At 46.5% G+C, this 25422-nt stretch carries 25 protein-coding genes; 12 read left to right on the forward strand and 13 right to left on the reverse strand.

Annotated features, from left to right (window positions below):
- Positions 1-77 precede the first annotated feature (77 nt).
- The 6 genes from L5M51_RS01440 (at position 78) to rnd (ending at position 6079) form a co-directional block, all read left to right on the forward strand.
- On the forward strand, positions 78-392 hold the full coding sequence (locus L5M51_RS01440) for a hypothetical protein (protein ID WP_263171224.1): 315 nt from the start codon (positions 78-80) through the stop codon (positions 390-392).
- Positions 385-1113, forward strand: a complete 729-nt coding sequence (locus L5M51_RS01445; protein ID WP_028760198.1) for a M50 family metallopeptidase — start codon at positions 385-387, stop codon at positions 1111-1113. Before L5M51_RS01440 ends, L5M51_RS01445 begins: the two co-directional genes overlap by 8 nt.
- A 210-nt stretch (positions 1114-1323) precedes the next feature.
- Positions 1324-2136, forward strand: a complete 813-nt coding sequence (locus L5M51_RS01450; RefSeq protein WP_028760197.1) for a class I SAM-dependent methyltransferase — start codon at positions 1324-1326, stop codon at positions 2134-2136.
- A 21-nt stretch (positions 2137-2157) separates the two neighbouring features.
- Positions 2158-3021, forward strand: coding sequence for an alpha/beta fold hydrolase (locus L5M51_RS01455; protein WP_263138284.1), 864 nt, complete (start codon positions 2158-2160; stop codon positions 3019-3021).
- A 204-nt stretch (positions 3022-3225) separates the two neighbouring features.
- The gene (gene fadD / locus L5M51_RS01460) at positions 3226-4899 is read left to right on the forward strand and encodes a long-chain-fatty-acid--CoA ligase FadD (protein ID WP_028760195.1); all 1674 of its coding nucleotides are present in this window, start codon (positions 3226-3228) and stop codon (positions 4897-4899) included.
- 70 nt (positions 4900-4969) lie between these two features.
- Positions 4970-6079 carry a ribonuclease D gene (rnd, locus tag L5M51_RS01465; RefSeq protein ID WP_263144724.1) on the forward strand — a complete coding sequence of 370 codons (1110 nt, stop codon included), beginning with the start codon at positions 4970-4972 and terminating at the stop codon, positions 6077-6079.
- 92 nt (positions 6080-6171) lie between these two features.
- On the opposite strand, the gene minE is transcribed toward rnd, so the two are convergent.
- The 3 genes from minE to minC are packed head-to-tail and all read right to left on the reverse strand — an operon-like array spanning position 6172 to position 7934.
- Positions 6172-6429 (reverse strand): cell division topological specificity factor MinE, encoded by a 258-nt coding sequence (minE, locus tag L5M51_RS01470; protein WP_028760193.1) that lies wholly within the window; start codon positions 6427-6429, stop codon positions 6172-6174.
- Between the two features lie 2 nt (positions 6430-6431).
- The gene (gene minD, locus L5M51_RS01475; protein WP_006086391.1) at positions 6432-7241 is read right to left on the reverse strand and encodes a septum site-determining protein MinD; all 810 of its coding nucleotides are present in this window, start codon (positions 7239-7241) and stop codon (positions 6432-6434) included.
- 27 nt (positions 7242-7268) lie between these two features.
- Positions 7269-7934 carry a septum site-determining protein MinC gene (gene minC, locus L5M51_RS01480; protein ID WP_263171225.1) on the reverse strand — a complete coding sequence of 222 codons (666 nt, stop codon included), beginning with the start codon at positions 7932-7934 and terminating at the stop codon, positions 7269-7271.
- Between the two features lie 122 nt (positions 7935-8056).
- Between minC and L5M51_RS01485 the strand changes: the two genes are divergently transcribed.
- A complete protein-coding gene (locus L5M51_RS01485) occupies positions 8057-8335 on the forward strand; it encodes a YcgL domain-containing protein (protein WP_028760191.1) in 279 nt (92 codons plus the stop codon).
- 143 nt (positions 8336-8478) lie between these two features.
- On the forward strand, positions 8479-8919 hold the full coding sequence (locus L5M51_RS01490; protein WP_028760190.1) for a YcgN family cysteine cluster protein: 441 nt from the start codon (positions 8479-8481) through the stop codon (positions 8917-8919).
- Positions 8920-9091: 172 nt separating this feature from the next.
- Here L5M51_RS01490 and L5M51_RS01495 read toward each other — a convergent pair whose 3' ends face one another.
- The gene (locus L5M51_RS01495) at positions 9092-10612 is read right to left on the reverse strand and encodes a methyl-accepting chemotaxis protein (protein WP_105253108.1); all 1521 of its coding nucleotides are present in this window, start codon (positions 10610-10612) and stop codon (positions 9092-9094) included.
- Positions 10613-11080: 468 nt separating this feature from the next.
- Between L5M51_RS01495 and pheS the strand changes: the two genes are divergently transcribed.
- The 4 genes from pheS (at position 11081) to lpxM (ending at position 15810) form a co-directional block, all read left to right on the forward strand.
- Complete coding sequence (gene pheS / locus L5M51_RS01500) at positions 11081-12064, forward strand: phenylalanine--tRNA ligase subunit alpha (RefSeq protein ID WP_006081368.1); 984 nt, start codon at positions 11081-11083, stop codon at positions 12062-12064.
- Between the two features lie 15 nt (positions 12065-12079).
- Positions 12080-14467: a phenylalanine--tRNA ligase subunit beta gene (gene pheT, locus L5M51_RS01505; protein ID WP_263171227.1), complete on the forward strand. Its 2388-nt coding sequence runs from the start codon at positions 12080-12082 to the stop codon at positions 14465-14467.
- A gap of 3 nt (positions 14468-14470) precedes the next feature.
- On the forward strand, positions 14471-14767 hold the full coding sequence (gene ihfA / locus L5M51_RS01510; RefSeq protein WP_006081370.1) for an integration host factor subunit alpha: 297 nt from the start codon (positions 14471-14473) through the stop codon (positions 14765-14767).
- 104 nt (positions 14768-14871) lie between these two features.
- Positions 14872-15810: a lauroyl-Kdo(2)-lipid IV(A) myristoyltransferase gene (lpxM, locus tag L5M51_RS01515; protein WP_263171230.1), complete on the forward strand. Its 939-nt coding sequence runs from the start codon at positions 14872-14874 to the stop codon at positions 15808-15810.
- A 141-nt stretch (positions 15811-15951) separates the two neighbouring features.
- On the opposite strand, the gene hypA is transcribed toward lpxM, so the two are convergent.
- From hypA to cybH, 9 genes are all read right to left on the reverse strand, one after another.
- A complete protein-coding gene (gene hypA, locus L5M51_RS01520; protein ID WP_263171233.1) occupies positions 15952-16305 on the reverse strand; it encodes a hydrogenase maturation nickel metallochaperone HypA in 354 nt (117 codons plus the stop codon).
- The gene (gene hypE, locus L5M51_RS01525) at positions 16305-17321 is read right to left on the reverse strand and encodes a hydrogenase expression/formation protein HypE (protein ID WP_263171235.1); all 1017 of its coding nucleotides are present in this window, start codon (positions 17319-17321) and stop codon (positions 16305-16307) included. Before hypE ends, hypA begins: the two co-directional genes overlap by 1 nt.
- Entirely contained in the window at positions 17314-18453 is a 1140-nt protein-coding gene (gene hypD / locus L5M51_RS01530; RefSeq protein ID WP_028760184.1) for a hydrogenase formation protein HypD, read from the reverse strand. Before hypD ends, hypE begins: the two co-directional genes overlap by 8 nt.
- A 62-nt stretch (positions 18454-18515) precedes the next feature.
- Positions 18516-18761 (reverse strand): HypC/HybG/HupF family hydrogenase formation chaperone, encoded by a 246-nt coding sequence (locus tag L5M51_RS01535; protein WP_028760183.1) that lies wholly within the window; start codon positions 18759-18761, stop codon positions 18516-18518.
- Positions 18761-19558 (reverse strand): hydrogenase nickel incorporation protein HypB, encoded by a 798-nt coding sequence (gene hypB / locus L5M51_RS01540; RefSeq protein WP_105252278.1) that lies wholly within the window; start codon positions 19556-19558, stop codon positions 18761-18763. The genes L5M51_RS01535 and hypB overlap by 1 nt, the downstream gene beginning before the upstream one ends.
- Positions 19559-19745: 187 nt before the next feature.
- Positions 19746-22163 (reverse strand): carbamoyltransferase HypF, encoded by a 2418-nt coding sequence (gene hypF, locus L5M51_RS01545; protein WP_028760181.1) that lies wholly within the window; start codon positions 22161-22163, stop codon positions 19746-19748.
- 94 nt (positions 22164-22257) lie between these two features.
- Positions 22258-24174 carry a NiFe hydrogenase gene (locus tag L5M51_RS01550; protein ID WP_263171238.1) on the reverse strand — a complete coding sequence of 639 codons (1917 nt, stop codon included), beginning with the start codon at positions 24172-24174 and terminating at the stop codon, positions 22258-22260.
- Positions 24175-24177: 3 nt separating this feature from the next.
- Positions 24178-24735: a HyaD/HybD family hydrogenase maturation endopeptidase gene (locus L5M51_RS01555; protein ID WP_105252281.1), complete on the reverse strand. Its 558-nt coding sequence runs from the start codon at positions 24733-24735 to the stop codon at positions 24178-24180.
- Between the two features lie 7 nt (positions 24736-24742).
- A complete protein-coding gene (gene cybH / locus L5M51_RS01560; RefSeq protein WP_263171240.1) occupies positions 24743-25417 on the reverse strand; it encodes a Ni/Fe-hydrogenase, b-type cytochrome subunit in 675 nt (224 codons plus the stop codon).
- Positions 25418-25422: the final 5 nt, after the last annotated feature.

Here is a 25422-nt window from a genome sequence, read left to right on the forward strand (position 1 = left end):
AATCTCAGGCAATTACTGCTAAGCATTCTTAACTATGAATGGCTTAACGATGAATAGTGCAAACTTAAGGCTTCTTGATGCAAGTTAATGTGAATCAAATGAGTTTGACGAATGCTGTAGCGAGTAATAGACCCGCTATCGTTCAGGGGCTGACTGCGCCTGAATCGTCACGCCCAGTGATTGAGCAAGATGCCGTTGAAGCCCTTAGTTTAGAAACTCAGCCTAAAAGTAAAAACGCAGCGGGAAATTTACAGTCAAGGCTTGGTGCGCACCTCGAGTATGAGCAAGATACGCGTGGCCATCAGGGAGCGATTGCCCAATATTTACAAACCCAACATGCCGCCAAACGCGATGAAATTCAGCAAATGGTGGGTGTGGACTTGTATGCTTGAGCATCAAAAAACGTCTTCCCGTTCAACCTCGCGATTTTCCTCTTCTAAACTGACAGGCTTAGCCACAAGTGGTGTGCCAAGCCGTGGTTTGTTTATTATCGAGCTAGTTTTAGCTTTATTGATAACTAGAATTCCCTATTTGAGCGTGCCGTTTAAATGGCTTGAAAGCTATTTTCATGAACTGTCCCATGGCATTGCAACGATTTTAAGCTCGGGCGTGGTCAGCCATATTCAGTTGTTTCCGAATGGAGCAGGATTTTGTTTTAGCCAAGGCGGCTCGCCGATGTTTATTGGCTTTGCAGGGTATTTTGGTGCGGCCTGTTGGGGATATTTAATCTATTTATTAGCAACTTGGCCAAAGGGGATCCGCGTGAGTTTTGCCTTGCTAGGTGCCTTAGTTGTGCTAAGCGGCTTGCTTTGGGGCAGGGATATTCTCACGTTAGCGATTTTAGCTGTGCTGACTATTATTTTGTTGTTACCGCTTAAACTCAGTCAAAACAAAATGTTGACCCAGTTTTTGCGTATTATTGGCTTGATGATCATGCTTAATGCACTTGCGAGTCCGACTGTGTTGCTCGGGCTTGATGGTCAAGGTGATGCAGTGATGTTGGCCGAGCGTTCTTGGATCCCCGCGTGGATTTGGGTGGGATTATGGTTATTAACCAGTGCCTGCGCTTTGTATTTTGCGTGGCGCCGCGTAGATAATGCCGCAAGTCGTTAGTTCTCAAGCTTGTTTAATGCCTCAGTCGTCTAGTGTTTTCCCCATCGTGTTTCTGCTTTGAACTTTGTTGATTTAGGTAAAGGTGATTTTGCTCATCACTTTGAGCTATAACCACTTATGTCGCTTAAAGCTTAGTTTTCCGACTTCTATTCCTTGGATTTTTGGCCATTGGCTGCTAGGTTAAGCCTTCGGTATCCATGGAGAATTACAATGAAAAAAGTCACCTTAGTTGCCAGTCTGCTGCTTGCTGGTTTATGTTCGAGTGTTACCTATGCCGATGAAAGCTTAGATAAAGTCTTAAAAAGCGATTTTCGTCAGGCCAAAAATGCCAGCCGTGACGTTTATCGTCATCCCGCTGAAACCTTAACTTTTTTTGGCATTACCCCAAAACAGACTGTGATTGAACTCTGGCCGGGTAATGGCTGGTACAGTGAAATATTAGGGCCTTATCTTGCTAAAGAGGGCCAATATATCGCAGCCAGTTTCGAAACGGCTCCTGCGACAGATACTCCCGGAAATCGTTATCGCGCGAACGCGGGTACTAAGTATGCTGCGTGGATGACGGCCAATAAAGACGTCATGGGCAATGCTAAGATTGTTACCTTCGATCCTCCACATAAGATGGATTTAGGCGCTGATGGTAGTGCTGATCTGGTATTAACCTTCCGAAATCTACATAACTGGGCATCAACAGATCAATTGGAAAACGTGTTTGCCGCGTCTTATAAAGTGTTGAAGGACGGCGGTATCTTTGGCGTGGTAGAGCATAGAGCCAACGAAGGAATGAACTTCAGCACTGGCTATATGGATCAAGCCGCTATGGTTGCTTTAGCCAAAAAAGCAGGTTTTACCTTAGTTGAAAGTGCAGAAATCAATGCGAACCCCAAAGATACGAAAGATTACGCCAAAGGTGTTTGGACGCTACCGCCCTCTTTTGCCTTGGGTGATACCGATAAAGAAAAATACCAAGCGATCGGTGAAAGTGACCGTATGACACTTAAATTTGTCAAAAAATCATCTTAATTACCTGACATCAGAGGCATTATGTGGCAATCTTTCGCCCCCAAAAATCAAATCGAATTTGTATTACCTCATATTACGGTCGCGGGCCGATTATGGGGGGCGAAGGATAAACCTTTATTGCTTGCCTTACATGGTTGGTTAGATAACGCCAACAGTTTTGAACCCTTAGCAGCGCATTTACTCGATTATCAAGTGCTCGCCATTGATTGGCCAGGACACGGCTTTTCTGCACATAGGCCGGGACACTATCCGCTGCATTGGATTGATTATTTGTATGATTTAGACGCGTTGTTAACGGCATTACCGCAAAAGCCAGCGGCAATGATTGGGCATTCGCTTGGCGGTATAATCGCCTCAGCTTACACGGCGACATTTCCCGAAAAGGTTAACAAGCTGGTATTGATTGAAGCGTTAAGCCCCTTGTCTGAGTTGCCAACGCAAGCTAAGGCGCGATTGAAAAAAAGCTTCTATCAGCATGAGAAGTATTTAACTCAGAAGCATGGGCAGGCAAAGATTTACGACAGTATAGATACTGCGGTGCGGGCGAGGGCACATTTAACAGGACTTGCCGAACCTTGGTGTCGTTTGTTGCTCGATCGTAATATGCAGCCCGAAGGTGATGGCATAGGTTGGCGTAGTGATCCTCGATTAAGATTAGATTCACCCCAACGATTAACCTTCGCCCAAGTTGATGCCTTGATGCAGGATATCAATGTCGAAACCTTATTAATTTGTGGCAAACAGGGATTTAGCCAGTTGCAGAGCGCGATACCTAAGGCCAGAACGTGGTTCAAGCATTTGTCTGAGCACATAATTGAGGGCGATCATCATGTGCATATGGACAATGCCGAAGGCGTTGCACGTTTGATCCGCAAATTCGTTTAATAGGTTGCTTATATGGGTATAAAAAAGACGCTAGGTTTTTTGTTTTTTTTATGTGATGATGATCAAAATTAAAACGCTCGTATGATTTATGACGAGTAAATTAATAACTATAAAATGTAAGCCGGTATTTTAACTCGGTATTTATCGAGTCTTGACGCTTGTATGGATATTGTTTCCGCAGTTGTGGGGATTTAGGAGAGAGTAGTGGATCAGCCTTGGATTAATCATTTGCCAGAAGATGTGCCTGCTGAAATTAATGTGGAACAATACTCATCGCTTGTCGATATGTTCGAGACAGCGGTGGCTAAGTATGAAGATCAACCTGCATTTATCAACATGGGTGCCACGCTAACCTATCGTAAATTGGAAGAACGCAGCCGAGCATTCGCTGCGTATTTACAAAATGAATTAAAGCTTGAAAAGGGCGACCGTGTCGCCTTGATGATGCCAAACCTGTTGCAGTATCCCATTGCACTGTTTGGTGTTTTGCGTGCAGGTATGGTGGTTGTTAACGTTAACCCACTTTATACACCGCGCGAACTTAAACATCAGTTGATTGACTCTGGCGCTAAAGCCATTGTGGTGGTGTCAAACTTCGCCCGCACTTTAGAAGAAGTGGTCGATCAAACTCCCGTTGAAAGCGTGATTATCACCAGTTTAGGTGATCAATTAAGTGCACCAAAACGTACCTTAGTGAACTTTGTGGTGAAGTACATCAAGAAGTTAGTGCCAAAATACGATTTACCCCATGCCTTATCAATGCGCGATACCTTATCAACGGGTCGTCGCATGCAATACATCAAACCTGAAGTCACTAACGATGATTTAGCGTTTTTACAATACACAGGTGGCACCACTGGGGTTTCTAAAGGCGCTATGTTGACCCATGGCAATATTGTCGCAAACGTATTGCAGGCCGATGGTGCATATTCTCCCGCTTTAAACGATGGCAGTGAGTTTGTCGTAACGGCCTTGCCGCTGTATCACATCTTCGCCTTGACCGTGAATTGCCTGCTGTTTTTGCACAAAGGTAGTCAGAATTTACTCATCACCAATCCTCGTGATATCCCAGGATTTGTGGCTGAGTTGAAAAAGTATCCTTTCACCGCATTAACTGGGGTAAATACCTTATTTAACGCTTTAGTGAACAGTGATGATTTTTCCCAGTTGGATTTCTCACGCTTAAAACTCTCTATCGGTGGCGGCATGGCGGTACAAAAAGCCGTGGCGGATAAATGGCAAACCATTACTAAAACCCGTTTACTTGAAGGTTATGGTCTGACGGAAGCCTCACCCTTATTAACCTGTTGTCCATATAACTTAGACGGTTATAACGGTTCAATTGGTTTTCCTGCCCCTTCGACACTGATCCAAATCCGTAATGATGACGGCAAGGTATTAGCCCAAGGCGAAACCGGCGAGCTTTTTGGTAAAGGTCCTCAGGTGATGAAAGGCTATTGGCAACGTCCTGAAGAAACCGCCAAAGTGATCGACACTGACGGCTGGTTAGCCACGGGCGATATTGGTTACATGGATGAGAAAGGTTTCTTCTATATTGTCGACCGTAAGAAAGACATGATCTTAGTATCAGGCTTTAACGTATTCCCTAACGAAGTCGAAGAAGTGGTTGCACTTCATCCAAAAGTGATTGAAGTGGCTGCCGTTGGTGTGCCAAACGACGCCAGTGGTGAGTTAGTGAAGGTATTTGTGGTGGCAAAAGATAAATCTTTAACCGCTGAAGACATCATTAAGCACTGCCGTATTCATTTAACGGGATATAAAGTGCCGAAGCTGGTAGAATTTAGGGACGAGTTACCTAAAACCAACGTGGGTAAAATCTTGCGACGAGAGCTTAGAGACGAAGCTAAGCGCGCGTAAGATTGAAGCCGGCATTTGCCGGCTTTTGTTTTTATGGACTGTGATTGACCCACAGGATCTGGAGAAGAATTTGTCAGCGTTTCAATATGTGAGTGATGAAGCAAGCCTTAATGCCCTCGTTGCCCAATATAAACAGAGTAAGATACTCGTGTTAGATACCGAGTTTGTTCGTACTCGTACTTATTATGCCAAGTTAGGTTTGATCCAAGCCTATGATGGTAAAACCTTAGCTTTGATTGATCCGGTCGCTTTACCTGATTTAGCCCAATTTTGGGCGCTGTTATCGGACCCGAATATCGTTAAGCTAGTGCATTCCTGCAGTGAAGACTTAGAAGTTTTTGCCCACTACGGCAAATGTCAACCTACGCCTTTGTTTGATAGCCAAATTGCCGCCTCTTTGTGTGGTATGGGCCACGGTGTGGGTTATGCCAAGTTAGTTGAAACTTGCCTTGGTGAAGTGATCGATAAAGGTGAGTCGCGTACAGATTGGATCCGTCGTCCTTTAACGGAAGCCCAGTTAAGCTACGCCGCCAATGACGTCCTGTATTTGTATCAGCTCTATCCTCAACTGGAAGCGAAACTCTGCGCCCAAGGGCGTTTAGCTTGGTTATACGAGGAAGGGGAAAGGATGACTCAGGGCAGGCTTGCCGATCCTGATCTTGATACAGCCTATTTGAAAGTGAAAAATGCTTTTCAACTCACTGAAATTCAATTGGCTTACCTTAAAGTGCTCGCCAAATGGCGCCTTGAAAAAGCCTTAGTCCGTGATTTAGCCTTAGGTTTTGTGATCAAAGATCATGGTCTTATTGCATTAGCGAAGAAGCAACCTAAAACTTCGGCTGATTTGTTTAAGCTCAATGACTTGACCGAACAGGAAAAACGCATTCACGGCAAAGATTTATTACGTGTGCTACAAACTGCGGATTTGGTTAATTTACCCGAGTTAGTGGATGTATTGGCGTTAAAATCAGGCTACAAATCGGCCTTTAAAGCGATTAAAAGCTGTTTGGTCGAATTATGCGAAAAGCATGATGTGCCGCAGGAAATGCTCGGTTCTAAACGTCATATCCATGAGTTTTTGCAATGGCGTTGGGATAAGCAACAAGGGGATTTACCGGCAGTGTTATGCGGTTGGCGAGGGGAATTAGCAACTGAGGCTTTAGCAAAGCTTCAGGTCTAGTGCTTAATATTTCGTACTTGAATCAATTGCTGAAAAACATCCACACCAAAATGTCATCTTCAATTGAAGATGACATTTTTTGTATCATCTACTTATCTGTCAGGCAAAGTGACGTTAAGCTCGAGTACCGACAGGTTGGCGTCGTTTTGATCTAACTGCACAGAAACTTGATCATCAGAAATCGGCACATATTTGCGAATAACGGCAATGATCTCTTGTTTCATCTGTGGGAAATAATCGGGAGTGTCCCTTTGTCCACGTTGATGAGCCACGATGATCTGTAGGCGCTCTTTTGCCATTACCGCAGTGCTAGGCTTTTTCTTGCTTTTGAAATAGTCGAGTAAAGACATAATTAGCTACCAAATATCCGTTGTAAGAAACCTTTCTTTTCTTCCGTAATAAAGCGTACTGGTACATCTTCACCCAGTAAGCGTGCGACTGTATCACTGTAGGCTAAACCCGCATCACTTTCTTGGTCGATAATCACAGGTACGCCTGAGTTAGAGGCTTTCAGTACAGATTGTGACTCAGGAATAACGCCGAGTAACTCAATGGCCAGAATTTCTTGAACATCGTCAACACTCAACATTTCGCCCGATTTTACACGGCTCGGTGAATAACGAGTCAAGAGTAAATATTCTTTTATCGGCTCTAGATTCAGTTCTGCGCGGCGTGATTTGCTTTGCAGCATACCTAAAATACGGTCTGAGTCGCGCACTGAACTGACTTCTGGGTTCGTGGTCACAATGGCGATATCGGCAAAATACAATGCCATCATAGCGCCTTGCTCAATCCCAGCGGGAGAGTCACACAGAATAAACTCAAAGTCTTTGGCCAAATCGTCTAGAACACGGCCGACGCCTTCTTTGGTCAGTGCATCTTTATCACGGGTCTGTGAAGCGGGTAAAACGAATAACTTATCGCAGCGTTTATCTTTGATCAGCGCTTGATTTAAATTGGCTTCACCATTGATCACATTAACGAAGTCATAAACAACACGACGCTCGCAACCCATGATCAAGTCTAAGTTTCGTAAACCTATATCGAAATCAATAACGACTGTCTTGTGTCCTTGCATGGCAAGACCGGTCGCAATTGCAGCACTCGATGTGGTTTTACCTACGCCGCCTTTACCTGAAGTGACAACAATAATTTGTGCCATGTTTCTCTCTATCCTTTGTTCTGCCATTTAGAGGGGCAATGATTCAACCATAAGCGACTCACCGTTTAGGCGAATGCAGCCGCTTTTATCTGAGCTATGTTGTTGTAGATTTTCAGCGAGCCAATATTGCCCTGCTATTGAAACGAGTTCGGCCTCCAGAGAGTGGGCAATGATAACGGCGTTGGTATCGCCCGCGGCGCCTGCCATGGCTTTCCCTCGTAATGCGCCATAGATATGAATGCTACCATCTGCGATGACTTCTGCGCCATTGCCTACCGCACCAAATATGATTAAATCACCATTTTTTGCGTAGACTTGTTGGCCTGAACGAATATTTTGCTTCACTATTTTAGTTTGGCGCGGGGCCGGCGGCGGGGTACTGCTCTGTTTTCCCGCTTTGACTATGGCAAGGCCTAAGTCTTTTGCTTGTTTACTGAGTACGGTTGTCGCGCCCGTTATGCCAACAATCACTAATTGACGTGAGATCAGCAGATCCTTTAACGCACTTAAATTCAAGCTGTCGTGCTGAATGGCACTCAGATTGACGACTAAAGGAGCACCCAGAAAAAACTGAGGAGCCTGTGCCAATTTATGGTCTAATTCAGTCATGACAGCTTGTAAATCGCTGCTATTAATATGAAGCACTGAAAGAGTAAAAGAAGCGCCTTTTAACTCTAAGCTAGGTTTTGACATCCCGGCACTATTCTCCAGAAATCATCAGTCGGTTCGCTGATTTTACAATTAAATTACTAGGCGACCATGTTATAGTGTGCCCCATTGACTGGCAAGTTTGAACTATTGGATATTTGATTCTTATGCTATGTGCCGTTTATAAAAGTAGCCGAAAGGCTGATACTTATTTATTTGTGAAGAAAAGAGATTGTTTTGACGATGTTCCAGTGCCTTTGATGGAAATGTTTGGCGTGCCAAAGTTGGTGATGGTGTTTCCTATCGCTAAACGCGATGCGTTAGGTATGGCAGATATACATAAAGTCAGAGCAGCAATGGCAGAAAATGGCTTTTATTTACAAATTCCACCACCTCAGGTGAATTTATTGGCTGAGCATAAGCTGAGCCTTGGGATCAAAGATTAACTGGGTAGCATCAAGATGCTGCTAATGAGCTCAGGCGCGTGAAACCACACTCGTTAATCTCAGTGGCATTGCGTATCTGACGACAAATTAGTGTAAAATAGCCCGCATTGAGCGGGTTTTTTATTAAGAAGATACAGTTAATCATGGCATTTTGGCAGAGTAAAACATTAGCGCAGATGAGCACAACCGAGTGGGAATCCCTGTGTGACGGTTGTGGTAAATGTTGTTTAAACAAGTTGATAGATGATGAAACCGAAGACTTGTATTACACCAATGCAGCTTGCCTTTTGCTCGATCATCAAACGGCAGGCTGTCAGCATTACAGTGACCGTTTCACCTATGTCCCCCAATGTACTGTGATCACGATTGATAATATCCATGAGCTAACTTGGTTGCCCGACAGTTGTGCCTATCGCCGTCTAGCGGCAGGGCGTGAGCTACCGAGCTGGCATCCGCTGCTCACAGGCTCCAAAGAAGCGATGCATTTAGCGGGTATGTCGATCCAAGGCAAGGTGGTGGATGAAAGACGCGTGAAGGATATTGAAGATCATATCGTGCTATGGCCACTTAAAGACGTGGATTAACAGACGTGAATTCATTTTGCTGTAGCGTTATCGATTGAAAATTAACTTATTAATTGAAACGACACTTGTTGATTGGAACGTGACCGTCAGAATGAAAACAAAAAGGGAGCGATTCGCTCCCTTGTGCATTTTGGGTGTTAAGTGAATTTAAATTCCATCAAATAATGCTCGACTAGATTTTTAATCCCACCATCAACTGATCCAGTTGCCCCGCAGTCGCTTGCAGTTCATCGCAACCTGAAACTGACTGGTTGGCCGATTGCTCCACATCGTGTGATTGGTTGCGAATTTCCATTAAGTTAGTTGCAATCTCGTTGGCCACTGCCGATTGCTCTTCGGCCGAGGTCGCAATTAGCACACTCATTTCAAACACTTTGTTGCTGTGGTGGGCGATAAACTCTAAGTCTTTACCCGTTTGCAGTACGTGTTGTTTTCCTTCATTGGCTTGATTCACAGTACGTGACATCACTTGTGTCAGATTGCGAGTACCCGATTGAAGTGATTCGATCATGGTTTTGATTTCAACTGTTGCGGCCTGAGTTCTCCCCGCTAAAGTACGTACCTCATCTGCTACCACGGCAAAGCCACGACCTTGTTCACCGGCGCGCGCCGCTTCAATCGCTGCGTTGAGGGCCAGTAGGTTGGTTTGCTGGGAAATCGCATTAATGGTTGACACCACTTCATCAATTTTACTGGCGTTGTCATTGAGTACACCTACCGCATTTGAGGCCGCGGAGATTTCATCCGATAACACATCGATGGCCTTAACTGTGGTTTCAATATCTTTCCCGCCCGCGCTAACCTGTTGATTGGCTTCTTGGGTTTCGGCTGAGGATTGTTCGGCATTGCGGGCAACTTCTTTCACTGCGGCAGTCATTTCTTCCATTGCCGTCGCTAAGGAGTCCAGATGTTGTCTCTGGTTTACCGCCAAGGATTGGCCTTGCTGCGCTGTGCTACGAAACGATGATACAACTTCGCGTATTTTAGCGGTCGATTCTGCGATTTGCTTTACTAAGGTATGTTGACGTTCTACTAAGGTATCTATGCTGATGGCTAAGATACTGAACTCGTCCTTCACTTCGAAGAAGTTTAAACGCCCCGTTAAATCACCCGATGCGGCCCGTTTTAATGCCATCACCGTCGTATAAAGTGCGCCGCCTACGAAGGTTGAAATGTAATAGCTGAACAAAAATAGCACAAACAAGAGTGCCGCCATTAGGCCATAAACCAGCAGGTTATCGTTGGCGAGCAAGGCATCAATTTCTTTGCTGTCTAGGGGAATAATCGTGATCAGGTTTTGATCGTTAACCCGACTCACAGCTCTAGGTTGCTTACCGCTATCATCGATACCACCGCCACTGCGAGCGATGGATTGCGCTTTACTGTCGGCTTCATTTACCGAAACAATGCTGACATTACCTTCAATTTCGCGACTAAGTTGATTAAGGATAGTTTGGCGTTCTTGCTCTGGTAGTTTGTTATATAAGCTGCCAGTGACTTGGTTGATTTGTTGTGAAGCATTTTGCAGACTGTTGAGCTGTCCTTGAATTAAGGTTTGCTGGGATTGGTTATCTAGGAAAAGCGCCAGTCCAACAATCATCAACATGGGAACGATAGAGAGAATAGCGAATTTAGTTTTTAAGGTCATATGGATAAGATATTGATCTATCCAGCGAAATTTTACTTCTTTCATGAGTGCCTCGATAAAATGGGCCATAAACCGAATTTATATCGGTCAGTTTGCCATAGACTTTATAGTTTTCTGTTTTGTAATGATTTATATAGTTAATGTAGTCTAATTGCAGTCGTTATTGTGTTGTTTGCTGCAATTTTGGCAAGGTACAGGCGTGAGTTTACAGTTTAGTTACAAATGCTGCTAGTGGCTGAAAGCGGAAGTTGTTTACGTCAGAATCGAGGTTTGGGTTTCCCTTGAGCAAAACTCAGGCTCCAAACTGGGGTAACACATGAATTTGCATGATAAAAACTCCCAATAAGCCCTAGTAATATGCCGCTCGCTCGCGTAAAATTTCTATCCTTTTATTTCGTTATAGCTAGCAAAGCGTCTGGCATTAACGCCCGATAACCTGAGCACCCAAATAGCCTGAAAGTTTGGCGCCCATAGCACTTGTTTATCAAGCGCGACTATGCAGTGGAAGAGAAAATGCAGCAGTTAACTGAGATCGTAGAACAAGCCTTAGTCATTATTGACCAGGCCAGTGATCTAAAAGCACTGGATGATATCCGTGTCGATTACCTTGGTAAGAAGGGTAAGATCACCGACATGATGAAAATGATGGGTAGCTTAAGCCCTGAAGAAAAGCCCGCCTTTGGCCAAGCGGTCAATGATGCTAAACAGGCGATTCAACAAAAATTAACTGAACGCATCGATGGTCTGAAGAGTTCGGAGCTTGAAGCCAAATTAATCGCTGAAAAGATTGATGTGACTTTGCCAGGCCGCACCCAAGAGATCGGTGGGTTACATCCTGTGACTCGAACCATTGAGCGCATCGAAACCTTTTTCGGGGAATTAGGGTTCTCGGTAAAGCAGGGCCCTGAAATTGAAGATGATTTCCACAATTTCGACGCACTGAATATCTCTGAGCACCATCCTGCGCGTGCTGATCATGATACCTTTTATTTCAATCCTAAACTGATGCTGCGTACCCAAACTTCGGGCGTGCAAATCCGTACTATGGAAACTGAAAAGCCACCATTACGCATTATTTCTCCTGGTCGTGTTTATCGTAACGATTACGACCAAACTCACACGCCTATGTTCCACCAAGTGGAAGGGTTGTTGGTTGATGAGCATGTTAACTTTGCTGAATTGAAAGGCATTTTGCATGACTTCCTGCGTAATTTCTTCGAAGAAGATCTGCAAGTGCGTTTCCGTCCATCTTACTTCCCATTCACTGAACCTTCAGCGGAAGTGGACGTGATGGGCAAAAATGGTAAATGGCTAGAAGTGCTTGGCTGCGGTATGGTACATCCGAATGTGCTGCGCAGCGTTGGCATAGATCCAGAAAAATACTCTGGTTTTGCTTTTGGTATGGGTGTCGAGCGCTTAACTATGTTGCGTTACGGCGTAAACGATTTACGTGCGTTTTTCGAAAACGACCTACGTTTCCTGAAGCAATTTAAATAACGGAGCTGTAATAGCATGAAATTTAACGAATCTTGGCTTCGTGAATGGGTAAACCCTTCAGTCAGCCGTGAAGCATTATCCCACCAGATCACTATGGCCGGTCTCGAAGTCGATGACGTTGAAGCCGTAGCTGCCGATTTTAGCGGTGTAGTGATTGGTGAAGTGGTTGAGTGTGGTCAGCATCCCGATGCCGATAAACTGCGCGTGACCAAAATCAACGTTGGTGGTAGTGAACTTATCGATATCGTCTGCGGTGCACCAAACTGCCGTCAGGGTCTTAAAGTGGCCGTGGCTATGGTTGGCGCCGTATTACCTGGCGATTTCAAAATCAAGAAAGCCAAGCTGCGTGGCATGCCATCAGAAGGCATGTTGTGCTCGTACAGCGAGCTTGGCATTAACGTCGAAAGCGATGGCATTATCGAATTGCCATTGGACGCGCCATTAGGCACTGACATCCGCGACTATCTGCAACTTAATGATGCCGTTATCGATGTGGATTTAACGGCTAACCGTGCCGATTGCTTAGGTATGGCAGGTCTTGCCCGTGAAGTGGGCGTGTTAAACCGCCAAACAGTGGTTGAGCCACAGTGGCAAGCCGTTACGCCAACGACAGATGCACAGGTCACGATTAACGTTAAGGCGCCAGCGGCGTGTCCACGTTACTTAGGCCGTGTGGTTAAAAACGTCAATGTGAAAGCGCCAACGCCTTTATGGATGCAAGAAAAACTGCGTCGTAGCGGTATCCGCTCTATCGATCCTATCGTTGATATCACTAACTTCGTGTTGATTGAATTCGGTCAGCCGATGCACGCCTTTGACTTAGCCAAATTATCTGGCGATATCCAAGTGCGTTTAGGCAATGGCGAAGAGAAAATCACCCTGCTCGATGGCAGCGAAGTGACCATTCCAAGCGATACGCTAGTGATTGCCGACGATGCGCGTCCATTAGCCCTTGCTGGCGTATTTGGCGGTGAGTACTCAGGCGTGAGCGATACCACCCAAGACATACTGCTTGAATGTGCCTTCTTCGCGCCGCTTGCCATTATGGGTAAGTCACGCCGTTTAGGTTTGCACACGGATTCATCACACCGCTTTGAGCGTGGTGTTGACCCTGAGATGCAACATAAGGTTATGGACCGTGCGACTCGCTTAGTGCTCGATATCTGTGGCGGCGAAGCGGGCCCTGTGGTGGAAGCTAAATCAGAGGCCGATTTACCAAAACCTGCACAAATTGTTTTACGTCGCAGCAAGTTAGATAAAATCCTTGGTCACCATGTACCCGATAGCGATGTGGCTGAAATCCTCGAACGTCTAGGTTTTAGCGTAGTTGCAGGTGAGGGGAACTGGCAGGTGACCACCGCAACGTACCGCTTCGATATGGCGATTGAAGAAGACTTAATCGAAGAAGTGGCGCGTATTTACGGTTATAACAATATCCCGAATACGGCGCCGGTTGCTGCGCTGCGGATGTCCGATCACAAAGAATCTGACTTAAGCCTAAAACGCGTGCGTGCCTTATTGGTCGCTCGTGGTTTCCAAGAAGCGGTAACCTACAGCTTTGTCGATCCAAAACTGCAAAATCTGGTTCATCCTGGTTTAGACGCTATGGTGTTACCAAACCCAATTTCCAGTGAAATGTCGGCCATGCGCCTGTCAATGTTCACCGGTTTATTGGCTGCCGTTGGCTACAACCAAAGTCGTCAACAGAGTCGCGTGAGACTTTTTGAAACTGGCCTGCGCTTTGTTCCTGATATCAATGCAGAATCCGGTGTAAGACAGCAAGCAATGCTCGCTTGTGTCATTACTGGGCTCCAAAATGATGAACATTGGGCTATGGAATCGAAAACTGTTGATTTTTTCGACCTTAAAGGTGATTTAGAAGCAATTATCGGCTTGACAGTTTCCGCATCAGAATTTAGCTTTAGAGGAGCGACGCATTCTGCTCTCCATCCGGGGCAATGTGCTGAAATATTGAGAAATGATCGAGTGATCGGTCATATAGGTGCAATCCATCCTAGTTTGGAGAAGCCTTTTGGACTCAATGGTAAAACCATCGTTTTTGAGTTGGAATTGGATGCTTTATTGCATACCAGTTTGCCGCTAGCCCAAGCTGTATCTAAGTTTCCAGCTAATCGTCGTGACATCGCAGTCGTAGTAGATGAGAGTGTATCTGCAGGTGATGTAATGAAATTGATAAGAAAAGTTGGCGAAAATCAGTTGGTTGGCATAAACTTGTTCGATGTATACTTAGGTAAAGGTGTTGAACCTGGCAAGAAGAGCCTGGCGATAGCACTTACATTACAAGACACTACTCGTACGCTTGAGGAAAAAGAGATTGCTGAGACCGTTGGTTCAGTCGTTTCTGCCCTTAAGTCCGAGTTCAACGCATCGTTGAGGGATTAAAGTATGGCACTTACCAAAGCCGAAATGGCAGAACATCTTTTTGAAACACTCGGAATGAACAAACGTGTCGCCAAAGAGATGGTTGAGTCGTTCTTTGAAGAGATTCGGGGCGCACTTGAAAGTGGTGAGCAGGTCAAGTTATCTGGCTTTGGCAACTTTGACCTTAGGGACAAGAATCAAAGACCGGGAAGGAACCCAAAAACAGGCGAAGATATCCCAATTTCTGCTCGTCGTGTCGTGACTTTCCGTCCCGGCCAAAAGCTGAAAACTCGTGTAGAAGCAGCAAACACGGGTAAGTAATTTCGTTTGTTTGATGGGAAAGCCACTCCTTAGAGAGTGGCTTTCCTGTTTATTTTTTCATGCAATATCTCCATTGTTTTTATCCACTGTCTGAGGTGAATTCTTTGTCAAGACAGCCCAAACATTTTGACCGTCGTTTTAAACTCGCCTTATTACACCCTAGATACTGGGCCACTTGGTTAGTGATTGGTCTATTAGTGATTTTCGGACTCATGCCCGCATGGCTGCGTGATCCCATAGCAAGATTATTGGCAAAAATAGTGATGCCAATTGCCAAAAAACCCATTAGCGTTGCCAGAGTCAACTTAAGGGCGTGCTTTCCTGAGCAATCCACCGCCGAGATTGAAGTGTTAATCCGTGAGAACGTGCAAAACTTCGTTTTGGTATTGTTAGCACAGGGCGAATTGCTGGTGCGCTCAAAAGCGCATTTACGTCGTCGAGTCAATTTAATCGGCTTTGAGCATGTGACTAAAGCGCAGGCTGCAGGGCAACCGATCATTTTTATCATGCCCCATGTGTGGCCAATTGATTATGCTGGTTTACGCCTTAACCTTGAGTTGCCTATGGTGACTATGGCCAAAGCCCATAAAAACGGCTTATTCAATTGGTTTAGTAATCGTGTACGCAGCAGTTGTGGTGGCCATGTGTATATGCGCGAGGCGGGCATTCGGGCGTTATTGGCTGAGCTTAAGCGCGGTAACAGTTTCTTTTATCTTCCCGATGAAGACTTAGGTCCAGAACAAAGTGTGTTTGCGCCTTTTTTAGGCACTGTGAAGGCAACGCTACCTGTAGTTGGGCGTTTAGCGCAGGCGGGTAATGCCCAAGTGTTGCCAGTAAAGATTGGCTACAATCAAACCTCACGCCAATTTGATCTCACTGTGATGACGGCCGTTGCGCCTGAAGACATGGTGGGCAAAGAAAATGAGGCGTTGGCACTGAACAAAGTGGTCGAGCAAGTTATCTTAGCTTATCCAGAGCAGTATATGTGGTTCCTGCGGGTGCTCAAGACGCGCCCAGAGGGTGAAGCTTCTATCTACAGCTGATGTAGCGTGACTGAAATAGTGTGGTTTAAAATGGCTTTGAGCGCTGTGTGCTCGAAGCCATTTTTGTGTTGAAGAGCGTTCTTTATTGATAGCATTCTTTATTTATAGAGCGTTGTCGTTAACAATGCGTATCGTGGATGATTAATCCTCGTTCTGCTCCATCTCAAGTTGCATCAGTAACATATCTTCGCCATCGAGTACGCGAGTACGAAAGCTTTGACATGCAGGGCAGATGACCGTGCGCTCACTCAGTACGGATTCAGTCTGGCAGTCTTGGCAAAGTATCACTAGCGGCTGAATTTGCATATTGAGTAGGGCTTCTTTGCAAATCCCATCGAGCTTGAACGTATCGAAGGCCGTTTGTAGCAGGCTAGGTTCAACCCCGCTCATGACTCCCAGTTTGATATCCACTCGGGTGATTTTATCGGCATGATTGGCCAGCGCGTGCTGTTCGCATTGCTCAATCAGGGCACTCACAATCGAATATTCGTGCATCAGCAAATCCTTGGCAGCAGTTCACCTTGGGGAAGATCGAGATAACGCTTAGTATTCCAAGGCGTTCTTAGCACGACTTTTCCTGCCAGTTCATCACTCACAGTGCCGATTATCGCTGCATGCTCACAGCGCCCAAAGCGTTGCATGATCTCGAGCGCGCCTAAGGCGATGTCGTTGGGAACGGCGAGGATGAAAGTGCCTTCGTTGGCAAGATCCATGGCTTCGAAACCATAGAGTTCGCACAGACCTTTGACTTCATCGCTGACGGGAATACTGGCTTCATTTACTGTGATGCCAACATTGGAGGCGACAGCCCATTCGTTGAGCACCGCCGATAAGCCGCCGCGAGTCGCATCGCGCATCGCATGAATGGGAATATTGGCGGCGATCAATTGCTCGACTATGGGCCAGAGCGTCGCGCAGTCACTTTGTAATGCTGATTCGAGCGTGAGTCCTTCACGCGCCATTAAAATCGCTGCACCGTGGCAGCCAATATCACGGGAGACAATAATGGCATCGCCCACGGTGACATTCGCCGCGGAAATATTGGGACGCAAGATGCGACCAATGCCTGAGGTATTAATAAATAAACCATCGGCGCACCCCTTGGGTACGACTTTAGTGTCGCCGCAGACAATCCGTGCACCACTGTGTTTTAATTCTTTCGCCATACTGCGGACAATCGTCGTTAAATCCTTGATAGAAAAGCCTTCTTCGATGATCACACTACAACTCAAATACTGAGGTTCTGCGCCCATCATAGCGAGATCGTTTACTGTGCCTGCGATGGCGAGCTTGCCGATATCACCGCCGGCAAAAAATAAAGGGGATACGGTGAAAGAGTCTGTGGTAAAGGCGTTGGCACCGTGCAAATCGAGTTTAGCAGCGTCTTCTTCGCTGCGAAGGATTGGGTTATCAAACTCGGCAAAAAACAGATCACGGATCAGTTTATTCATTTCTTTGCCGCCACCGCCGTGGCTGAGTTGAATGGATTTATCTTTAAGTGTATCAGCCATGATGTGGCTCCTTGATATCGATACCTTGATAGCGGTAATAGGCATTGCAGGCACCTTCGGAGCTGACCATGCAACTGCCTAAGGGCGTTTCGGGATTGCAGCCGCGGCCAAAAACTTTGCAGTCCTTTGGTTTAGCAAGCCCACGAAGTATATCGCCGCACTGGCAGGCTTTATGATCGTCAATTTCCTTCACGGGTAGGCGGTCTTTAAAGCGCAGTTCGGCGTCTCTGTGGGCATATTCGGGTTTAAGCTGCAGCGCTGAATTGGGGATTGGGCCTAGTCCACGCCAGCGAAATTGCGGTCTGACATTGAAGAATTGATTTACTTTGGCCTGCGCCGTGAGGTTGCCGTTTTCCGATACCGCGCGGCTGTATTGGATATCGAGCTCCGCTTTACCCGCGGCTTTTTGGCGCACAATCCGTAAAATCGACTCCATCACATCGACGGGCTCAAATCCTGCCACCACTACGGGTGTGCCATAGTTTTCGACTGTGCTGCGATAGATTTTTGCGCCACTGATCACGCTTACATGGGCTGGGCCGATAAAGGCGTTGACCCTCGCTTTTGGGTCGTGCATCACGGCATCAATTGCGGGTGGCACTAATACATGATTGATATGAAACAGTAGATTTTCGAGTTTTTCTTGTTCGGCCAGTTGTAACAAAATTGCTGTCATTGGGGTTGAGGTTTCAAAGCCAATGGCGAAGAACACTACGGTTTTATCGGGATTCTCGCGGGCAATTTTGAGCGTATCTAAGGGATCGTAAATTGGGCGAATATCGCAGCCCTTGGCCCTAAAACTGGCTAAAGAGCCTTGAGAACCGGGCACGCGGATCATATCGCCCAGGGTCACAAGAATAACATTTTCTTGGGAGGCAAGCGCCGCGGCTTGGTCGATGCGCTCTTTAGGCATAATGCACACTGGGCAGCCAGGACCATGGATAAATTCAATATTATCTGGCAGTAAATCTAGCAAGCCGTATTTCATAATCGTATGAGTATGGCCACCACAGACTTCCATGATATTGATTTGTTGCTTAACCAATTTAGCGGTTAACTGAATATCCCGTGCTAAATTGGCAATCGTTTGGGGATCGCGAAAGCCTTGATAGAGGTGTCTTAGTTCAAGCATGCTTTTTCCTCGGTGCACTCGATAGGGGTGCGCCTTGCGACTTAATCCTGCACTGCTGATGGTCAGTGTATGGCTTCATTTTCAAGCTTAGTGACGATTTCTTTGTATAGATCAATGCTTTGCTGCGCATCTTCCTTATCAATTTTGTTCATCACAAAACCAATATGGATCAACACATAGTCGCCAATTTCCAGTGGCTCATTCATTAAATGACTGCTGACATCGCGGCGCACGCCTAAGGTATCGACGGTGACACTCTGGCGCTCAATATCGACCGCCACCACTTGGGAAGGTATGGACAAGCACATTATTGTGCACCTCGAATATTGTCTTTAAGCCAAGCGGCTACAGCCTGCATGGAGTCGCCATCTTTAATTGAGACTTCAATAATTTGAGTTGCTGGATTGAGTTTTTTAAGCTGCGCTCTGGCTTCGTCCATCTTGAAATCAAAATAGGGCAGTAGATCGCACTTTGTGATAAAAACTACATCGGCGCGGCGGAACATCACAGGATATTTTTCAATCTTATCATCACCTTCTGGCACTGATAGCAGCACGATATTTTTGTGAGTGCCCACATCATAACTGGCTGGGCAGACGAGATTACCGACGTTTTCGACAAAGCAAATATCGAGTCCTTCAAGCGGCAGATGATGTAGGGCACCGTGCACCATAAAGGCGTCGAGGTGACAGGCGCTGCCCGTTTGAATTTGATAGGCCTTAATGCCTTTAGCGATGAGGCGGTCGGCATCGCGTGAGGTTTCTAAGTCGCCCTCGATCACCGCATAGTTGAGCTGCGTGTATTCTTTGAGATTTTCTAATAGGGTGGTTTTGCCACTGCCCGGGCTACTCATGATGTTGAAGGCAGTAATGTTATGTGCCTCAAAGTGGGCGCGGTTATGACCTGCTTCGACATCATTTTTATCTAAAATTTTGTGGATGACTGACAAGGTTTTTTTATCGTTTAACTGAGGATTTGTGTGTAACTCTTGATGGCTATGCTCATGAGTATGTGAATGGTCATGATTATGCTCATGGCTATGGGCATGCGCGCCTAGATGATCATGGTCGTGGCGGGTAAGGGAGCAGCCGCAGTCTTTACACATTTTACCTCTCCTTGTATCGGCAGAGTACGAGGACTTTGCCTGACAAATAATGATTGATGTACGAATCGTTAATTTGGTTACGCTAATGTTGAGTGTGATACAAATTGCGCTACGGATCTTTGATGTTCGTCAGGTTTATGGGGATAAAAATGGCGAGCGAACATCAGGGGTTATCAAATAAGTAAGGTTATTGACTCTGATGAATGCCATACCAAAGTTGGCCTAGGGCGATGCCGCCATCATTGATGGGTATCTGTTTACTGGATAACATTTTATTTCCTTGGGCGCAGAGCTTGTTCAGGCAGTATTCCAATAGATATTTATTTTGAAATACGCCACCGCAGAGCACAGTTGGGAGGTGTTGATACTGGGCAGCATAATCACAGATAGCATCACCTAATGTGTGTAAAAAGGCGCGGGCGATGGCATAGCATCTATTGTCTGTTAGCGGTTGTGCTGTAATCAATTCAACAATTTGCTTGAACATCTCACTGCTTCGCCACTGGTCGATGTCAAGAGGTAAGTTAAGCGAAATGACTTCAAGGGCTAATGCATCGGCGCGATTGGCCGCGGCTTCTATCGCCATGCCCGCTTGACCTTCAAACAGTGTGGTTTCTATTAAGCCTAAGGCGCAGGCGAGGGCATCGAACAGTCGCCCGACAGAGGAGGTTTTTATCGCGCTGCCGTTCTGCCAGATCTTATGTAAGTTAGTCAGAGTGTTTGGGCGCATGTTGTTTAATATAGGTAATTGTAATGCGAGCACAGTATCGAGGCTCATTTGTTCGAACAATAATGCCAGTAATAACCTCACGGGTTGCTTAATGGCTTGCTCGCCGCCTAGCAGGGCTATGGGCTCAAAATGGGCCAGTCGCTGCGCTTTATCGAGCGTAGTTAATAGCACTTCACCACCCCATAAACTGCCATCGTCGCCAAGCCCAGTACCGTCAAAACTAAAGCCCAATACGGGATCTCGATATTGGTTAACTGCCATTACGCTGAGCACATGGGCATGGTGGTGTTGCACCGATAAACATTGATTTTGACGGGTATCGCTGAGTTTTACACTCGAGTTTGAGTGCATTTCAGCCCAGCGTGAAGGGGCATAATCTGGGTGTTTATCGCAAATAATAAGATTTGGCGTAAAGTGATACAACCGAGCAAAAGTGGCTAAGGTGCGCTCAAAATATTGCTCGGCGCTGACGCTGAACAGGTCGCCAATATGGGGACTTAAAAACACATTATTGCCAAAGCCTAAGGCGATGGCATTTTTTTGTTGTGCGCCCACGGCCAAAATCGATTGGGTCAGCGGTATCTCTAAGGGGAAACTTAACGGTGCATAGCCGCGGGCGAGGCGCAATACTTGCACCTCTGCGGAGGAATCCAGTTGCGGCTGGATCACTTGCACCACACTGTCATCACAGCCATTAATAATCGGCCGATTATGATCGACTATCGCATCCACCACATGGCTTAAGTGGCTAATAAGCTCGTCACAATCTGTGATGATAGGCTCGCCTGAAACATTGGCGCTGGTCGCAACTAATGGCCCTTTGAAGAGACTCAATAGCAAATGATGCAGCGGTGTGTAGGGCAGAAATACCCCGAGTTTATTCAGATTGGGGGCGACAGCTAAGCTGAGATCATGTTCGGCTCGGCTGCTCATCAGCACTATGGGCCTTTCCTGCGAACTCAGCACTCGCCACTCGGCATCCGGCCCTGTGACATAGTGCTGCGCCATGGTGATATCCGCCATCATCACCGCTAGCGGCTTGGCCTGGCGCTGTTTTCGCAGCCTGAGTGCGTTGACGGCATTGTCACTTCGGGCATCACAGATTAAGTGAAATCCACCCAATCCTTTAATTGCCAGAATCTGCCCTTGGCGTAATCTATCAGCCGCAGCTGTCAGTACCGCAAGGTCCGTACTCAATTCAGGTGCGCTGACATTTGAGGCACTGGGAAGGATGTATTCCCCTTGCGGTGTTTTTAAACTGAGTCTGGGGCCACAGGCGGGGCAACTTATGGGCTGGGCATGGTAGCGGCGGTCGAGTGGGTTTTGATATTCTTTGGCGCACTCGGGACACATGTCAAAATCGGCCATAGCGGTGTTGTGCCTATCATAGGGTAAAGCATTGATAATCGTGTATCGAGGGCCACAGTTAGTGCAGTTGGTAAAGGCATAGCCAAAGTGGCGGTCATCAGGATTATGCATGTCGTTCATGCAGTCTTGGCAGGTACTTTTATCTGCCGATACCGCCACCTGCGCACCTATCGGTGAACTTGGGTCATCGTCCTCATGGCTGTCGCTTTTTATAATCTCAAACGTGGTTTCGCTTAATAAAATCGGCAGTGGTATTTGGCTGATATTGTCGATACGGGCGAGTGGCGGTGGAGTGGTATTGAGTACAGTGATAAAGCGAGTGAGGTTTTCATCATTACCTTGCAGCTCAATGGTCACGCCCTTGGCATTGTTGAGCACAGTGCCCGTCAGTTGAAACTCAAGGGCATAACGATAGACAAAGGGGCGAAATCCCACCCCTTGTACTATGCCAGTGACGTGCAGCTGACAACGCTTTAACGTGGCTCCCTTGTGGACAAGGTATTCCAACGCGAGCCTTCGTTTTATCTGCAGGTCACTGTGCTTTTTGTGGCGACTATTGTGCCTATGTGGCTTCATACGTTGTGACTTAACTTTTGGCCTCCTAATCATGGGCATTCAGTTGGCGCTGCTTAACGTAAAGTGCCCCAACGGCTAAGTTATCGCCGTCTAAATCTAGGCTGCGATTGACCACTAAGGGGAAGTTTTTGCCTAAGCGTAAGCTGATGCGTTTGCACAGGGTTTCATTGATTAATTCATTGCCCGCTAAGGCTATATTGTGCACGCCGATATTTAAGTCGATATGCTCGATCCAGTTAGATAAATAGTCCGCCAGCGAGTCTTGCATCGCAAAGGCGAGCTGACTCGGATCGTCATTACCCGCAATACGAAAACTTAAGACAGTGCCTAAGGTTTTACACCAATTTAGGCTGCGGTGGGCTTCACCTTTGGTCAGCGGATAATCGATACGCGGTGCATTAGCACCGTAGTAGCGCATGGCGGCGGCCATGAGTGCATCGCTGAGCCTTGCTTGGCTTTGAGTCTCTTCTTGTGTATTAAGGCCAATTAATATGGCAGCAATCGCCCACAGGCTTTGTAAGTTGTCCCGTCTGCCGTGAAGCTTCAGGCTTAAAAGTTTTAGGTAATCTTCGGGGAACAGGCTCTTAAATTTTTGCGCTACGGCTTTTTGCGGACTGCTGTCCAGTTGATGGAAGATTTCGTAACCGTTATCGGGCAGCTCGGGCAGGGCAAAGAAGAGTTCAGTGTCGCCCTTATTATCGCAGGTGACAATTTGACTGGCGTGGGTATGGCTTAAGTAAATGACCGCGGCATTTTTTGCCTGTTTATGACTGGTAAACTTACCGTTGAGCAGCGCACTGAATAGCGCTGCGTCTGCAAGGGTGTGATTTTCTGTGTTGACTGTATTTTGATTATTATCGCTTAGCATACTAGTGCAATGAATATCACTGTCTTCACTTGACGGTACTTGAGTCAATACTGCCACACTCAGTTCGCCTTGGTGCGATCGTGAACGTTTCGCCGCCTGCCATTGGGCTTGATAACCGTGAAGACTGACTTTTTCCCTTAAGGGTTCTGGAGCGATAAAGTGCTTGGTTTGAACCTGTGTTGAGCTTAAATCGTGACTGGCGATTTGTGCCCAAGCACCATCGACCCAAGCTAGCTTCGGCCTATTATGCGGCCCTTTAATGTAAACCCAATCGACCCCTTTTTGTCGTAATACTTCCCCGAGCACTAAGATCACTCGGCTGTAGGCAAAGCAAATGTCGTACAGCGGCGCACTGAGTTTGTCGTGTTCTTGCGTGGGTCTCGCGCAGATAAGTGGCTTTTCAATACTCGAAAGCGCGAGCACCTGCGCATCGTTCAGACAAAAATGGGCGTTCAGCGTATTGGGATTACAAATTAACAGTTGTGGCCGCTCGCTTAAGGGCTGCTCAAACGGTGTCAGGCTGATTTGCAGATTATCGGCGGCCGCTAATGTCAGTGGACCTTGTGTCAGCAGTCCCTGTGCCATGGCTTTAATATCTGACAAGGTTAACGCTTTTTGTGCGGACGTTAATTGTGTTTCGCCCTTGCAGAAAGGGCAAATTAAATCGAGTGTGCCAAACTTAGCCGACTGATTATCGCCAATCAACGGATAACAATGCTGGCAAAAAGGCACTATGGCAGGGCTTGATCCAGACTGTGGAAAGGGCAGTAAGGTTTTACTGCCCTGGGGCTCGTCGATGACTTTAATACTAGAGTCAATCAACCAAGCGGAAATCAAAAAGTCCGCGGCAATGGCATCGGCCAATTGTTCTAGTTGGTTTTGCTCGCCTTGAGCTTCAATAAAATAGCTTTGAGGGCCAAAGTCATGTTGGCCAGCACTATATTGACCTGAGCTATGTTGACCATTACAGCCTATGCTGATATTTAGCTCATCGTAATTTAGATATTGATTACATAAATACGCATACAAAGGCACCTGACGTGAGCAGGTAAAATCAAATCTGATGTTTTTCATCTTCTATATACTTTCACCAGTAGTAACGCCACGTTTATAAGAGTCAGGGATCAGCGAGTCAATACTATGCTCGGCAACACGCGTCGCAGTGAACCCAAGGGAGGCTAAGTGGGATAACAAGCTTGATTCCATTAAAGGTACCGCGGCGGCGACTTTAGGGGTCAAGCCTAGCACCATAGGTTCGAGCACGGTTGGGGTGACGCCAAGCACGAAGGTTTTAGGCCTGTCGCCAACCATTTCCATCATATTGAGGGTTTGCAGCATTTCGACTTCATGGGCGCTGCCTTGCCAGTCGATTTCCTTCGGCGCTTTATCAAAATCGAAGAAATAGACTTCGCCCGCTTCTACGCCATTGGCATTAACTGTATCGACCACGATTAAATAATCGTATTGGCAAATAATAGGGATAAGTCCCTGAGCCAAGGTGCCGCCATCGAGCAGCGTTAGCTGGTGGGACTCATGGGTAAACTGATAATTATCAGCTATATAATTGACAAAATGTACGCCGATGCCTTCATCGGCGTACAGGACATTGCCAATACCGAGTAGCAATATCTTCATTGGACTCCTAGTGGTGTGAGTCTGGCTTTGGGTAGTCATAGCCAGAGACAATCGAGTCAACTGAGTTATGTTTGAAGCGTATCCCTGACCAAATCGCCATATAGACGTGGATAACCACAAAGATAACAAATGCCCAAGTGAGGTAGTGATGCCAAATCCTAACTTGTGCTAGCCCACCCATTTGTGCCGTGATCCAAGCGGCGCTGCCCCAAAGCATGCCACCTAAACCTTGGTGATACACATTGGCATACAACACCAGACCCGTTATACATATCACAAGAGCGACCAGTGAGATTGCTACATAAGTCACAAATTGCAGCGGTCCATAGACACCGGCTTTATGTAAGTGCCCCATCCATAAGTAAGATTTCAGCTGAGTGATCCAGCTTTTTACGCTCATGACATCGCGAAATGAGCGCCGCTCAATGTCGCTTCGGCTGAAAAAATACAGGTAGAAGCGCACTAAAGTGATTGCGGTTAGTACAAAACCGCAAATCAGATGAGCGAAGCGGATCCAGCCTTGTACGAGTACGTCCGTACTTTCAGGCGCCACAAGAAACGGCCAAGCAATATAGAATCCGGTGATCACTAGCACCAGAATTGATAGTGCCCTGAGCCAGTGAAAAATCCGTATTGCCGGACTAAAAATCAGTGTCCGAATGCGGGTTGCAGAATGGTTCATTTTGC

It is taken from the genome of Shewanella sp. SM73, from assembly GCF_025653795.1.
Lineage (GTDB): Bacteria > Pseudomonadota > Gammaproteobacteria > Enterobacterales > Shewanellaceae > Shewanella > Shewanella oncorhynchi.